The organism is Sphingobacterium kitahiroshimense (genome assembly GCF_025961315.1).
In the GTDB taxonomy this organism is placed as follows: Bacteria; Bacteroidota; Bacteroidia; order Sphingobacteriales; family Sphingobacteriaceae; genus Sphingobacterium; species Sphingobacterium anhuiense.
This window is the reverse complement of the sequence record NZ_JAOQNK010000001.1, coordinates 3200437-3215873: the sequence shown is the minus strand read 5'-3', so window position 1 is coordinate 3215873 and position 15437 is coordinate 3200437. Positions and strand designations below refer to the sequence as shown.

Annotated in this window: 11 protein-coding genes; 5 read left to right on the top strand and 6 right to left on the bottom strand. The window is 33.5% G+C overall.

Features of this window, described 5'->3' with window-relative positions; translation table 11 throughout:
- Positions 1–453: 453 nt before the first annotated feature.
- Both M2265_RS14225 and M2265_RS14220 read left to right on the top strand, forming a co-directional pair.
- A complete protein-coding gene (locus M2265_RS14225) occupies positions 454–1815 on the top strand; it encodes an alpha/beta hydrolase family protein (protein ID WP_132771528.1) in 1362 nt (453 codons plus the stop codon).
- A gap of 239 nt (positions 1816–2054) precedes the next feature.
- Entirely contained in the window at positions 2055–4262 is a 2208-nt protein-coding gene (locus M2265_RS14220) for a glycoside hydrolase family 2 protein (protein WP_132771527.1), read from the top strand.
- A gap of 73 nt (positions 4263–4335) precedes the next feature.
- Here M2265_RS14220 and M2265_RS14215 read toward each other — a convergent pair whose 3' ends face one another.
- From M2265_RS14215 to M2265_RS14205, 3 genes are all read right to left on the bottom strand, one after another.
- Positions 4336–5043 (bottom strand): SDR family NAD(P)-dependent oxidoreductase, encoded by a 708-nt coding sequence (locus tag M2265_RS14215; RefSeq protein WP_132771526.1) that lies wholly within the window; start codon positions 5041–5043, stop codon positions 4336–4338.
- A 10-nt stretch (positions 5044–5053) separates the two neighbouring features.
- Positions 5054–5965 (bottom strand): lysylphosphatidylglycerol synthase transmembrane domain-containing protein, encoded by a 912-nt coding sequence (locus M2265_RS14210; protein ID WP_132771525.1) that lies wholly within the window; start codon positions 5963–5965, stop codon positions 5054–5056.
- Between the two features lie 82 nt (positions 5966–6047).
- Positions 6048–6380, bottom strand: a complete 333-nt coding sequence (locus tag M2265_RS14205) for a hypothetical protein (protein WP_084825409.1) — start codon at positions 6378–6380, stop codon at positions 6048–6050.
- A gap of 56 nt (positions 6381–6436) precedes the next feature.
- Between M2265_RS14205 and M2265_RS14200 the strand changes: the two genes are divergently transcribed.
- The 3 genes from M2265_RS14200 (at position 6437) to M2265_RS14190 (ending at position 8662) form a co-directional block, all read left to right on the top strand.
- Positions 6437–6988, top strand: a complete 552-nt coding sequence (locus M2265_RS14200) for a lipocalin family protein (protein ID WP_132771524.1) — start codon at positions 6437–6439, stop codon at positions 6986–6988.
- 98 nt (positions 6989–7086) lie between these two features.
- Complete coding sequence (locus M2265_RS14195) at positions 7087–7572, top strand: hypothetical protein (protein ID WP_132771523.1); 486 nt, start codon at positions 7087–7089, stop codon at positions 7570–7572.
- 163 nt (positions 7573–7735) lie between these two features.
- Positions 7736–8662, top strand: coding sequence for a hypothetical protein (locus M2265_RS14190; protein ID WP_132771522.1), 927 nt, complete (start codon positions 7736–7738; stop codon positions 8660–8662).
- A gap of 130 nt (positions 8663–8792) precedes the next feature.
- Here M2265_RS14190 and M2265_RS14185 read toward each other — a convergent pair whose 3' ends face one another.
- The 3 genes from M2265_RS14185 to M2265_RS14175 form a co-directional block, all read right to left on the bottom strand.
- On the bottom strand, positions 8793–12536 hold the full coding sequence (locus M2265_RS14185; protein WP_243655455.1) for a sensor histidine kinase: 3744 nt from the start codon (positions 12534–12536) through the stop codon (positions 8793–8795).
- A gap of 93 nt (positions 12537–12629) precedes the next feature.
- On the bottom strand, positions 12630–13403 hold the full coding sequence (locus M2265_RS14180) for a succinate dehydrogenase/fumarate reductase iron-sulfur subunit (protein ID WP_021191913.1): 774 nt from the start codon (positions 13401–13403) through the stop codon (positions 12630–12632).
- 51 nt (positions 13404–13454) lie between these two features.
- Positions 13455–15389: a fumarate reductase/succinate dehydrogenase flavoprotein subunit gene (locus tag M2265_RS14175; protein WP_132771521.1), complete on the bottom strand. Its 1935-nt coding sequence runs from the start codon at positions 15387–15389 to the stop codon at positions 13455–13457.
- Positions 15390–15437: the final 48 nt, after the last annotated feature.

Genomic DNA, 15437 nt, shown 5'->3' with positions numbered 1-15437 from the left:
TGATGAGTTTTAAATCCAACGAGGCTAGCTTTTTACAATTATTATATCACAATATCTTAACAACATCTTTATTTTCAATCATTATATTTCTACTTGGAAAAATATTGAATTCGAGTCTGAGATTTATAGATATGCTAATAACCGTATTGGTTGCAAGGTCTGTTATTTATGCTATGGCTTTATTAAATACAACTAAATGGCTAAACCCGATAGTAGATTTAATTTCCAGAATGTAGTAAATCCACTGGGTAACCAAAATGTTGATAAAGCAGATTGAATTATCCCTTTTTTGGTGTTATTCTCAGCCTTTGCTTGCTGATCTATTTCTTCTATTTACTTATTTAAAGGATTTCTTACTGTTATAAATAGAAAAAAATTATAATGGCTTGATTTTGGTACTTGTTGTAATGTTAATGGAAGCTTTATCTTCTTTATTCTCTTTTATTACATATAATGATTAAAAAAATAGTTGGTACATTTCTCCTGTTGTTTATAACAATAACTGCTTTTTCCCAAACTTTCGTAGGGGACTGGAAAGGTAATTTGCAAGTAGGACATTCCAGTTTGGTTTTTATAATTCATTTATCTCATGAAAATGGTGTATGGAAGGCAACAGCGGATAGTCCAGATCAGGGAGCCTTTGGCATTCCCGCGAAGGCAAACGTTAATGGTAACGGAATCGAAGTACTGATTGAAGGAGGAATTAGTTATATCGGGAAAATGGAACGGGATGATTTAATAGGTGGTGAGTTTCAACAAGGGACATTTCGAGCCAAGTTAGATCTTATGAAAATAAAGGTAACCCCTAATAATATCAAGACAATAAGATCTCAACGTGTTTTTCCTCCTTATTCATACGATACAGTAGATGTCAATTTTAGAAATAAATATGATGATGTCCTATTAAGTGGCACCTTAACCACACCTAGACAAAAAGGTAAATTCCCTGCAGTAGTTTTAGTGACAGGAAGCGGTCCCCAGGATCGCAATGAAACATTAATGGGACATGAACCTTTTCGAATATTATCAGATTTTTTAACAAAAAATAATATTGTTGTTCTTCGCTACGACGATCGGGGGGTCGGACTTTCAAAAGGAAGTTTTATAAATGCCTCAATTGAGAATTTCAGTAAAGACGCAATGGCAGCAATAGATTTTCTAAAGGAAAGACCAAATGTAGATCCCGGCAAAATTGGTATTATCGGGCATAGTGAGGGTGGTTTAATCGCAGAATTGTTGGCTGGACAAAAATTTCCGGCGCTTTCTTTTATTGTTTCTTTAGCAGGTCCAGCCATTCCTATCGACTCTCTAATGGTATCACAGCTATATCGCATTGGTAAAGTAGCAGGCATGTCAGAACTAGCATTATCACATGCCAAAGAGATTAATAAAAGGAATTTTGAGGTTGTTAAAAGTAATAGGCCGCATATGGAGGCTATGGCAATGATTCTTGATAATATGAAAATAGATCCAGCACAATTGAATTCATCGAGTAAATTGGAATTAGAGACACTCTTGTTGCCATCTTATAGATATTTCATGCGGATTGATCCCATTCCTTTTATTAAAAAAATTACAGTGCCGGTTTATGCCGCATTTGGGAATTTAGATGTTCAGGTTCCTGCTGACCAAAATCTAAAAAGTTTAAAGAATAATCTACCATATAATCCAAAAACAGTTCTAAAGAAATATGAAGGATTGAATCACTTATTTCAAAAATCGACAACTGGGGCTGTTTCAGAGTATGAGCATATTAGTGAAACCATGAATAGTGAAGTCTTGAATGATTTAGTTAAATGGATAAAAAGCTTATAATAGTAACCTGTAGTTAGTATTATTTAAGTGACATCATCTCTATTTTAGTAAAAGTACGATAACGTTGTAAATTGGTTTTCTGTGATGCAACAGCATTTTTTTGCTCAATATTAACTTCTATGTAGTTTTCTAGTAAAGTAAATTCTTCTTTGTAATACAATTAGGTTTATATCTTTGTTTTACACTCCATCATCATGTTTATGATGGATACTATTGAACAAAACCTTTATTTTATTATTATGAATTTCAAGGCAATCGTCACCTTATTTTTCTTAACAATTTTAACCTCAGTTTCCTTTTCTAGAGAAGTTATTTCTTTCAATCAAGATTGGGCTTTCAAAAAAGGCCCCTTTACTACAGATCTCTTACAGTATGGGAATGTTTTTTCTGGAACATGGAAATCTATAGCTGTTCCCCATACATGGAACTCAAAAGATATGCAAGTACGTAATGATCGATTTACATCTAATGAAAAATTTTATGTAGGAGATGCCTATTATCGTAAAACTTTTATTCCCGAATCTTCTTGGAATGGTAAGCGCATTTTTGTAAAATTTGAAGGTGTAAATACAAACACAGAAGTTTACATTAATAATTCACCGTTGCCTGCGAAGAAGGAAAAGGGAAATGTAGTTTATGATGCGTCAGCTATAAATGGTAATTATCAGATTGTGGGAAGACATCAAGGGGGCTATTCTGCATTCGTGTTGGAATTGACTAATATGTTGAAATTTGGAGTTGAGAATGAGATTCTTGTAAAAGTTAACAATGAAGCAACTCCACAAGTAATCCCAGTCAATCATACGCTATTCCCTATGTATGGTGGTATTTATCGTCCGGTTGAACTTATTGTGACGGATAAGATTAATATTGCAGTATCCGATTATGCTTCTTCAGGAGTATATATAAGTCAAAAGGACGTTAATAAAAAAAGTGCATCAATAAATTTAAAAGTGAAACTTGAAAATAAAAATCATGACGCAAGAGATTTACAGGTGGTGTCAACGATTTTTGAACAAAACGGTGCTGTGAAAGCCAAGAATATAAAAAAATATCGTTTACTTCCGCAGGGTAGACAAGAAGTAATGCAAGACTTTAATTTAACAAATCCACATTTATGGCAAGGTCTGGAGGACCCATATCTATATAAAGTAGTTACACAGCTTGTTGATGGAAATACTGTACTAGATGAAGTGATTCAGCCTCTAGGTTTACGAAAATTTGAATTAAGAACAGGAGAGGGATTCTTTTTGAATGATATTAAGTATCCAATGTATGGAGTAACAAGACATCAGGATCGATGGGGAAAGGGTTCCGCGTTATCAAATGCTGATCATGATGAAGATTTGGCTATCATCAAGGAAATTGGAGCAACTACTATTCGATTAGCTCACTATCAACAATCTGCATACTTCTATGAAAAATGCGATAGTATTGGATTTGTTGTTTGGGCAGAAATCCCATTTGTTAATCGTGTAACGACGTTAGAGGAAGCAAATGCAAAACAGCAATTGACAGAACTTATAAGACAAAACTATAATCATCCTTCTATTTATACATGGGGTCTCCATAATGAGGTTTATACGCCTAATGCGTACACAATCGAGTTAACGACAAAATTAAATGATTTAGCTAAAACCGAAGATCCATATCGCTATACGGTGCAAGTGAGCGGCTATAATGTCATTAACCATGCTGTAAATAATAATGCAGATATACAGGGGATCAATCATTATTTCGGATGGTATAATGGCGTTATTCGTGATGTTGATAAGTGGGCAGATCAAATCTCAAAAGATTTTAAAGATTATAAAATTATTTTTTCAGAGTATGGAGCCGAGGCTAATCCTAGTCATCAACAAGAGGTTGTTGGAGATGTAGGTAATCAATGGGCGAATCCAGCATTTTTTCCTGAAGAATTTTCAACAAAGTTCCATGAAATACATTGGGGAACGATAAAAAGACATCCGATCTTTTTAGCGTCTTATCTTTGGAACACATTTGACTTTGCGACTCCGATTACAGCACTCAATGTTGAGCCAAGGAATTATAAAGGATTGGTTACGTTTGATAGAAAACTCAAGAAAGATCCTTTTTATTGGTATAAAGCTAACTGGAGTAAAGAACCTGTATTATATCTGACACAAAGACGTGTTATTGAGAGAGTAAACGAGATTACTCCGGTGACAGTCTATTCTAATTTAGGTACACCTATTTTGTTGGTCAATGGTGTTGAAGAAAAGAACTTTGTTATCGGAGAAACTGATGTCCATTATATTTTTCAAAATGTTAAATTGAAAGAAGGGGATAATATTATCCAGGTAAAAGCATCAGGGAAAGGTCAACAATTTGAAGATAAGATTACTTGGCATTACTTGAAAGATAACCCAAAGGCAATCAGTAAAGATGGACCGAAATCCAATAAAAATGAACATATTGGTTTGTAAAAAAGCATCTTTGTGCAATGCCCCCGAAAAGTTAAACACTTTCTGGGGGCGCGCTACTTTTGAGACCTTTTTATTAAGGAGTTGTTAATGCTACAGGTAGAATTTTACCATTATAATATTGATGTCCATTTTGAGCAAATTCCGCAATATATCTTCCCATCTCAAAAGCGAGTTTACCAGCTTCTATTCCCGGAAAAGCTGCTTCAAACATTTCAGTTTGTGCAGATCCAAGAGCAAGACAATTTACGCGGATACCTTTATCCTTAAATTCTTCAGCCAAGCACTCTGTTAATACTGCCAAGGCTGCTTTACTAGAAGAATAAGCCGCTAAGCCACTAAACTTGGAAGAGCCTTGAAAACCGCCCATACTTCCTATATTGAGAATATGAGATCCTTCGGGCATTAAAGGGACGATATGTTGAATCATATTAGCATGTGCCAATACATTGGTTTGAAACATCGATGCAATTTCTTCCAATGAACTATCCATAAAAGGTTTATTGATAAGCACTCCTGCATTATTGATCAGGATATCTACCTGTTCAAATTTTGATTTGATAAATGGTAATAAAGTTTGATAATCATCATAAACAATATCAAACTGAGCTGGATATAAATTACCCCCGTCGAAATTCAAATCCTTAGCAATTTCGTGAAGGCGCTTTAGTTTATCTGCAGATCGAGCAAGTGCGATAACATTATTTTCTTTTTTTGCCGTGAGATCCAATACAGCTTCAAACCCAATTCCACTGCTTGCTCCTGTTATTATAATATTTGCCATGTTTATTTATTTAATCTTCCGTCTGAGATTCTTCTATTTCTTTAACAGATGGTAATTTTTCGGTCCCTAATGCAGAGGGATGAAATATGTAGTACGAACCAGTAAAGGCCATGAATGCCGATATAATATAAAATAGTAGACTAATCAAGACAGCTAAATGTGAATCAAGATGAAAAAAATTAGCTCCCCACATATAAACTAGCTCTCGCATACCCAATCCTCCAACGGAAAATGGAATTATTGCCACTAATGAAGAAGCGAGAAAGAGAAAGAGATAAGGAGAAAATTTTCCATCAAAGCCTAGGGCGTATAATATCATAATAGCAGCAATTACTTGCATTGACTGTACACCTATTGCTTTTAGATGTGTTTTGATGAAATTTGCCTTAAAATTATTGAAAAATTTGCCTACCAAAAAATAATAAAGCGTTGTACCCAAGATAAATCCTAAAATTGTTAAGTAATTAGGAATTCCAAGTTGAGGCATAAAAATGATTAATGCCGCAATTATTAAACATAGCGCCCACAGACCACTTAATCGGTCAAAGAATAATGCTCCAAGTAACTTTCGACCTTTAATACTATACTTTTTTCGAAGAAAGTATATTTTATATCCATCACCTCCAACACCTCCAGGCAAGAAAAGATTATAAAACAAGCCAAGCTGATAAAGTTTAAAATTATATCTCTCAGAAACATGAAGTCCGATTGCAGTTAAGAAGCTAAGTAAGCGAGAGGATGATATTAGAATTGAGATGGCATATGCTAAAAATGCGAATAAAAGGAACAGCGGATTTGATTTTAATAGAGCATCTTTTAGATCTTGGATAGAAACCTTACTAAATACCCAATAAAGAGCAGCAACGGTAACAACTACTTTCAGTATATTCTTAACAATTTTCCAAATTAGTTTTTTATTCATTAGATATTTAAGTCTATGTTTTGACTTTATTCATTAATTCTCAAAGATATTAATTTGATTAATGATATTGTATTTATTTGGATTATGCTATTAGGGGATATATACGGGAGTATAATAGAATTAAGTAGATCAATAGGAAAATCGTGCATAATGAGAATTGCCAATTAATATCGACTCTTAAATATTTGTTTTTTAACATGACAATCAGTAAAACTACAAAAATGATAAAGAGCAATGCAGGAGCAACTACTGCCATTTCATTTGGAAATGCAACGTGTTTAGCATCTAAATTAGACTGGGTTCCCTTATTCGATAATATAGGAACAGAAGCTAGTGCTAAAAGTAAAACGAAAAGACGCAATAGTGATTTTGCTACAATCTTACTAATGGTATGATTTTTGGATGTCTCAATCATGATTTGTTGTTATATTTACAGCAAAAATACAATAAGTAACTATAAAATTAATGAATATGAATCGAGTTCTTTTATCTATCACAACTCTCATGTTGAGTTTGTTTCTTTTTTCGGCTTGTAGTATGCAACCAAAAGGAACAGCATCTAGTTCTTCATCTACTGCGATGTCTACAGGGCCTAGTGCCTCTGACTGGAAAGGAGCTGTAAAAGGAACTTGGGTTTTAAACACTATTGATCGCGAGAATTTACCCGCATCTTATACCATTAAAAGTGTATTTGAAGAAGCACCTGCTGAATGCTTTATAGGAAGTACTTGGACATTGCCAGGTAATGGCAAAGGAAACATCTCATTTTCAGCAGACGGTAAATTATGTGCCCCTGGTGCTTCCAGAGATATTATATGGTCTATCTTCAATCCAGGAAAGAATAACGGACAGCCACAGTTTCAGTTTAAAAAGATTTATGCTGGCGATAAAGCTAAAAATGTTATTACAGGCTACCGTTTAGATTTATCATACTCAGACGCTAGTAAATTAGTTATGCGTATGCCGGTAACCATTACAAATGGCGAAGCATATTTAGTGTTCACTTTTTCAAGAGTAAATTAAGATATTCTTTTTGAAGATAGATAAAGCTATAGGAAACTATAGCTTTACTTGTTTAAAATTTTTTATTTAACAAATTTTCTAATTTTAGAAATAGTACTTTGATCGAAAAAAATATTGTACAAAAAATTATAAGGGAGGTGGTTCATATCGCTCTTGGTCTAGAAAATAGAATATATATCAAGGATTTATCTGCTCATTTATATTGGATGGAAAAATCTCAATTTAATTTTGGGGAGGAATATGTAGCCAAAGATATTACCATACGTGATTTAATAAGAATGAGCTTTGCCGAATTGGGGATAGAAATAGAATTCTGTGGAAGAGGAGAATTAGAGAAGGGTGTAATTATTGATATTGAGGAGGAACGATTGGACCTGTTGAAGATAGACAAAGAATATATAAAATTTGGACAAACTGTCGTTAAAATTGAAGATCAAACCTCTGTTTCAATTGATTTGAATGGAACAATAGAAAAACATTTAGTACAGCACTATATTGGTCATTTCGAAACGGAGATTCATTTTGATAGCTTTATTAAGGAATTGATTATGAGTAATTTAATGATTGTGAAAAAACAGTCCTAATTAAGCTTTGAGACGCTTTGAGCTTGAAATGTTCAAAAGTTGTCCTTAAGACTTAAGATATTATTCTTTTAATATTGTTAAAATTTAAATTTGGAATAATATTTGTTGTAGACATGTATCTACTATGACTTAATAAGTCAAATATAAATGGAATTCAAGGGTAATGGAAACTGAATTAGTAAAAGGTAATAAGCAGGAAGAGATTAAGAAAAATACATCAAAAGTTTATTTTTTTATAATAGCAATCGCGGCGCTTATTGTCACAAATGTTTATTTTTATGTTAAATTTAAGTCTTCAGGAGAGAAGGTCTATGCACTAACGGTTGAAAAAGAGAACCTTGAAGTGGAGATCGATCGTATTGAAGCAGAGCTCGATAAAATGAAAATTGAAAATATTCAATTATCTCCTCCTTTAATCGAGAAAGAACAAAATGCAAGAAAAAAAATCATAGACTTACGAACTAAATTAGCGCAGAAACAATTGTCACAGAGTGATATTGATCATGCACAGTCGACAATTACTTCGTTGAAAAGTGAAGTTGCATATTTTAGTTTGGATGTTAATAGACTTATTCAGGAAAATAAAATTCTAGCGGAGAAGAATAGCTTATTACAAAAGGAAGTCTCAGCTTCCTCCACTAAGATTAGTAATTTGGAAAGCTCAAATACAAATTTAGCGTCAAAGGTAAATGTCGCTGCAGCTATCAAAGTTTCTAATATTGCGGTTTATGGACTACAGGAAAAAAGAAACGATAAAGTTGAAGTAGAGGAAAGGGCAAAGAGAGTTGATAAATTAAGTATAAATTTTAATATCGCAGATAATACCCTTGCAAAAGTGGGGAAAAAAGATATTTTTGTACGTATTATTGATCCTCAAGGTAATCTTATTATCAATCAGGATGACAATACTTTTTATGCACATAGTGAAAAACTCCAATATACTTTTAAAAGCACAATAGACTTTACCAATCATGGTGAAGAATATTCATTATATTGGAAAGACGATAAAAAGTTCACTAAGGGAGCTTATACTGTTCTTTTGTATGCCGACAATGCAATCATGGGAAGATCAACTGTTGTATTAAAATAGTACTATATACATTGTTTATTACGAGCCATACGATAAAGAAATAAGGAGTTCAATTTGAACTCCTTATTTCTTTACCTCGCATTTTGTATATTGTTAATCTAAATTCCGCCCAATCATGACGAATATTTTGCTATGAACCTCTGTATTTCGGTACAGTAATTTGAAATGTCGTTCCCTGATCCTCTATAGAATCGAATTTTACAGTTCCACCCATGGCTTCAATTGTTTTCTTAACAAAAACTAACCCAAGTCCCGTTCCGGAGCTTTTAGTCGTAAAGTTAATTTCAAAGATTTTTGCCCGCATTTCTTGTGGAATACCTAGGCCGTTATCCTTTATTTTAATAATGTATGTATCATGTTCTCCATTTGAAATGCTGATATCAATTTTTATTTTCCTTTTTCCAAAACCTGCTTCAATAGCATTTTTCAGTAAGTTATTAAACGTTCTTAATAATTGATCCCGGTCAGCTTCTACAAATATAGAAGCCTGATTTGTTTGATTCATTAATTGAATCTGAGCATGCGGATTTTGACTATATACAGCAATTGATTTATTAATTTTTTCCACCAAATTGACCTTTTCATATTTAGTATCTGGTAATTTTGCAAAGGCTGAGAATTCTTTAGCTATATGGGTTAAACTATTGATTTGTTCAATAAAAGATGCAGTGATACGTTTAAAACGCTCCTCAAATTTTGCATCGTTATCATGATAAGATTTTGTCAATTGTTGGATCCCAAGTTTCATTGGTGTCAGTGGATTTTTGATCTCATGAGCAACTTGCTGTGCCATTTCTCGCCAAGTAGACTCCCTTTCATTATCCTTTATTTTATTTGCATAATCCTCAAGTTTTAATATCATTAAATTGTATTCTTTAATAAGCCCACCAATCTCATCATTGCGTTGCCAAAATAAAGGTTCATTTTGTTGTCCAAGATTTGTTTGGGCTATTTTTTTACTGATCAAATTTAATGGTTCTGTGATTTTATTGGCAACAAAAGCCGCGTAAAAACCAAATCCAATGATTATTAGAGAATAGATATTAATTAATGTGTTTAAAAGTAGGTTTTTATTTAAGTTATCATCTTTCTGTGCATTAAAATTTGGTATACCCAGATACGCTATAGTAGCATAGTTTTCATCTCTAATAGTTGCATAACTGGATTCGTACCTAAAATCACCAACGACCTCCTCTTCAATAGTCTCTGATTTTTTAAGAAGGGAGAGTTTTCTAAATGCACTCGGGTTAATAAACGTTGATAAAATATTTAAATCATAAATCTTGGGTTGTGAACTGAATAATAGACGGCCCGATTTTGAATAGAGTGAAAAATCTTTTGAAAGCGATTCTGATAATAATTTCAGATAATAGATCAATCTTTCTTCTTTTTCTTCAGCAGTAGACGCTGTACTAACTATACTTTCAAGTCTTTTACTAATATCTGTTACAGTCTTTTCTCTTTCCAAAGTATTATTATACGAAAGTTGCATACTTATACTTACGAAAGATATAATTCCAGAGATCAAAATTGCCAGCACGATGGAGGATATAAACAATGTTTGTATTCTGGAACTGTATTGTATACTATTTACTAAAAAAAGGAAATGGTACTTTATGCTTCTGATTTTGAATGATTTATTCTTTAAAATTTTAAAGCCATATCTAACACAGGAAGAGATAGAAAAAAAGATAAAAATAACCAGAAATAAAAATGATGCGGTAGCTAAATATTCCCATGGTGTCTCTTTTGGATAACTAACTAAAAAAGTAGTATAATTATTAGGCCTGTACATGATATGAAAATAATCATCCCTACTATCCAAATTAATATATTCTCCCAATTTCTTCGGATAACCATTGTCATGACTTGGGTAGTTATATTTTCCATATTGGGTCACTAAATTCCCATCTTTAAACAATGCGATGGAACTATTATTAAATGACTGTGCCTCCATTTTATTTAATCTGGAATCAACTAGTATGTCCGGATAAGGCAGGCTGTAATTAAATGATCTATTCTTTAGATTAAGGTATAGAGAGACAGTGTTTTGTTTATCAATTTGAATATTGATAATAGAAAAATACTCATGAGTTCCCAGTTCGCTGTTTAATCTGTAGAAATTATTACTAATCTTTAATGAGTTTTTAATAACTTTTTCTCTGTACTCATCTACTTTATTGTTTTTGTAAGGAGCAAGCTCCTTATTGTTATTGTAGTAAAATCCCAAAAATTCATATCTAGAAAGATACCCACTAAGATATTTTTTTTCAATGTATTCACTTATGGTTTGTGTATTGGTGTTTGGTAAACTTATTTTAAATAAATGTTTGAGTTGCTCGTCATTTAAAATATCTTTTTCAATTTCAGTATATAATGAAATAGCATTAATGTCATCTTCTGCTTCTAAATTGCTGATAAAAAGCTTCATGTTCTCCAGTTTTTTCATTTTGAAGAAATGTCCATGGTAAATGGAAAAGATTGTAGATAAAAGAATGATAACGATGATATGTGTAGCTAGTCTGAACTTCTTTTTTAGAAACGAATTGAATGATCTTATTAATATTATAAGTGCAAGTAGGATATTAACGAGCCCATTATTTTCACTTAATGAAGTCCCGATCAAAATAAATAAGATGAGACAACTCAAGTGTATATTAATTAATACCGTATCTGATATCTGTAATTTTTTTATATTAGAAATAACCAGATCGATATATAATATTAATGTGACGAGACTTACGCACATAATAAAAAGGTCGATCCATGTAAATATATTTAGCTCAACAAGTTTTGTGAAATCTACCACAGTTGTAGTGGAGTGTGTAATGAGTGTCCCTAAAGTTCTGTAAAGAATAGTAAAGAAGAAATAGACACTTAGGATGGAAAGAACTGCAAAGATTATTTTCGAGCCTTTCTTTTTCAGATACTTCTCAATTGAAAATGAGTCTTTGATATTATATAGAAATAATATGAAAAGAAATATGAAAAAGACTGTAATAAGTAGTCCCCAGATATTTGGAAAAAGGTAGTTATAGGCATAATTTTTAGGATTAAATATGCCCAAATTAGCATGGATATTCAACCAATTAGAATTAAGGTCTAGATAACGTAATACAATTAATGCTGTAAGATAGAGTAAAATTCCAGGTATTATTTTTTCCTTATTTACGAGTAGTTTCGCGAGATTATGTATTAAAGTGATAAAACATGTTGCAGCGAGTATCCAGCAGAGTGTTTGAAGGATACTAAAAATATTTTGTACCTGACCAGATTTTAGTTTAATAGAAAATAAGTAAGTTTTGTCTTTGCTGTAAATATTTTTGATGCTTACATTATCATCATAATCAGCAATTTCGATGTTTGTACTCTTTGTTATTAAAGGAGAAAATGCTTTAGTGAAATATTCGTTATTAATGTTGAAATACTTTTTAACCATAACATAGGCTAAAACTGTCGTATTTCCGATCTCCTTCTTTTTAACAACAAATGAGCGATCATTAGTCGCTATATAGTTGACCGGATTTTTGAGTCCAGCATCAGTTAGCGGTACAAATAGGTTTGTACTCCAGAGTAGAAGTTCATGGTTTTTAAAAATAAAAAGTGCGATTCCCTCATCTTTATTATACTTTTCAAGTATATGATATGACTGCTCAGGATATTTTTCTGCATTTTTGAATGTTTTTAAAATAATTGGATCCGCAAATAATTCATCAATTACTTCTTCTTTTTCATGAATTTTAGATTCTAGATTGGCGGTTTCAAAATTTAAGATATCTTTACTAGTAATAGACTTTTGTAAAGTAATAGCAGTAACGATAAAGCTTAGCGTCAGCAGTATAAGTAAAATTCTTATTTTGGAGGATATCGGCACTTTATTATCTATTTATTGAGATTGAATATATAAATATATAAAAAAAGTCCTTACAAAAAGATTGTAAGGACTTATCTATAAAGTGATGTTCTTTTATCCGTGGATATCCTCTTCTCTGAAAAGCTTAGCACCTAGGTACTCGCGATTCATTCGAGCGATATTAGTCAATTTGATACCTTTAGGACACTCCGCTTCGCAAGCGCCAGTATTAGTACAGTTACCAAATCCTTCCGCATCCATTTGATCAACCATCGCCTGAGCACGCTCATAACGTTCTGTTTGACCTTGAGGTAATAACGCGAATTGAGATATTTTAGCAGAAACAAAAAGCATTGCTGAAGCATTTTTACAAGCTGCAACACAAGCCCCACAACCGATACATGTCGCAGACTCGAAAGCCTCATCCGCAATACGTTTTGGAATCAAAATGTTATTTGCATCTTGTGCACCACCCGTATTTACGTTTGTATAACCACCCGCTTGTTGGATACGGTCAAATGATGTACGATCTACCGCTAAATCTTTTAAAACTGGAAAAGCAGCTGCTCTCCAAGGCTCAATAACAATTGTTTGTCCATCGTGGAATGAACGCATGTGTAATTGACAAGTAGTGATACCATATTTTGGTCCGTGTGGACGTCCGTTGATCACTAATGAACACATTCCGCAAATACCTTCGCGACAGTCATGATCAAAGTAAATAGGATCTTCTCCCTTGCGAGTCAATTCATCATTTACGATATCAAGCATTTCTAAGAATGACATATCATCGGCGATATCATTTGCTTGTACAGTTACGAATTGACCTTTAGATTTATCGTTTTTTTGACGCCAAACTTTTAGCGTTAAATTCATATGTGCACTCATAATAATAATATTGAGTCATCAATTGACTACTAATAAAGTAGTCAATTGATATTATTTATAACTTCTTTGTGTTAATTTAACGTTTTCGAAAACTAACTCTTCTTTATGAAGAACTTCTGGTTGATTTTCACCTTTGAATTCCCAAGCAGATACGTAAGTAAACTCTTCGTCAATACGTAAAGCTTCACCTTCTTCAGTTTGAGATTCTAAGCGGAAGTGACCACCACAAGATTCTCTGCGGTTCAATGCATCATCAACCATTAATTCGCCCAATTCGATGAAATCAGCAACACGGCCAGCTTTTTCAAGAGACATGTTTAACTCTTCATTTTCACCTAATACCTTGGCATTAGACCAGAATTCTTTTTTCAGGTTTTGGATCAATCCTTTAGCTTTAGTTAATCCTTCAGCTGTACGGGCCATACCACAGTATTCCCACATGATCAAACCTAATTCTTTATGAAGATCATCAACAGTTTTAGTACCATTCAAGGCTAATAGCGCATTGATTCTAGTTTCAACCTCTTTACGAGTTTCTTCGAAAGCAGGATGATTTTTATCAATAGGGGCAAAAGAACCTAAGTTTGCTAAGTAATCTCCAACAGTATAAGGAATAACAAAGTAACCATCCGATAATCCTTGCATTAAAGCAGAAGCTCCTAAACGGTTAGCTCCGTGATCAGAGAAATTACATTCTCCTAACGCATATAATCCAGGGACAGTTGTCATTAAGTTATAATCAACCCATACACCACCCATAGTGTAGTGAACAGCAGGGTAGATACGCATAGGTTGTTTGTACGGGTTTTCGTCTGTAATCTGGTAGTACATGTCGAATAAGTTACCATATTTTTCACGTACAGTATCTTCTCCCAAACGACCGATTGCTTCCGCAAAGTCTAAGAATACAGCAACACCTGTTTTACCAACACCACGTCCCTCATCCACTGCTTCTTTAGCATTACGAGAAGCCACATCACGAGGTACCAAGTTACCAAAAGATGGGTACTTACGCTCTAAGAAATAATCTCTATCTTCCTCTTTGATATCAACAGCTTTCAGTTCTCCTTTTTGAAGTTTTTGTGCCAATTCAACTGTTCTCGGAACCCATACACGACCATCATTACGCAATGATTCTGACATCAAAGTTAATTTTGATTGGTGATCACCGGTAACAGGAATACAAGTTGGGTGAATTTGAGTATAACAAGGATTTGCAAATAAAGCACCACGTTTGTGAGCTCTCCAAGCAGCAGTTACATTACATCCCATTGCATTAGTCGAAAGGAAGAAAACGTTACCGTATCCACCAGTACACAATAATACAGCATGACCTTCATGTGATTCGATTTTACCTGTAACTAGGTCACGAGTAATGATACCACGAGCTTGTCCATCAATTTTAACAAGGTCAAGCATTTCATGACGAGTGTATGATTTTACTTTACCTTTATGAATTTGACGGTTTAAAGCCGAATATGCGCCTAATAATAATTGTTGTCCTGTTTGACCACGCGCGTAGAATGTACGTGATACTTGGGCACCACCGAATGAGCGGTTATCTAATAAACCACCATATTCACGAGCAAAAGGAACACCTTGAGCCACACATTGATCGATGATGTTAGTCGATACTTCTGCTAAACGATAAACGTTTGCCTCACGAGCACGGTAATCACCACCTTTAATAGTATCATAAAATAAGCGGAAAACAGAGTCACCGTCATTTTGATAATCTTTTGCAGCATTAATACCACCTTGTGCCGCGATTGAGTGCGCACGACGAGGTGAATCTTGATAACAGAAAGTCTTTACATTGTAACCTAATTCTGCTAAAGAAGCAGCTGCAGAAGCTCCTGCCAATCCTGTCCCAACAACGATAATTGTGAATTTACGTTTGTTAGCAGGGTTAACCAGCTTCATTTCAAATTTATGTTTTGACCATTTTTGGGCCAATGGCCCCGCAGGTACTTTTGAATCTAACATATCTTATATTTTATTTATTAGATCGTGCCTTATAGCACCATCCTAAAA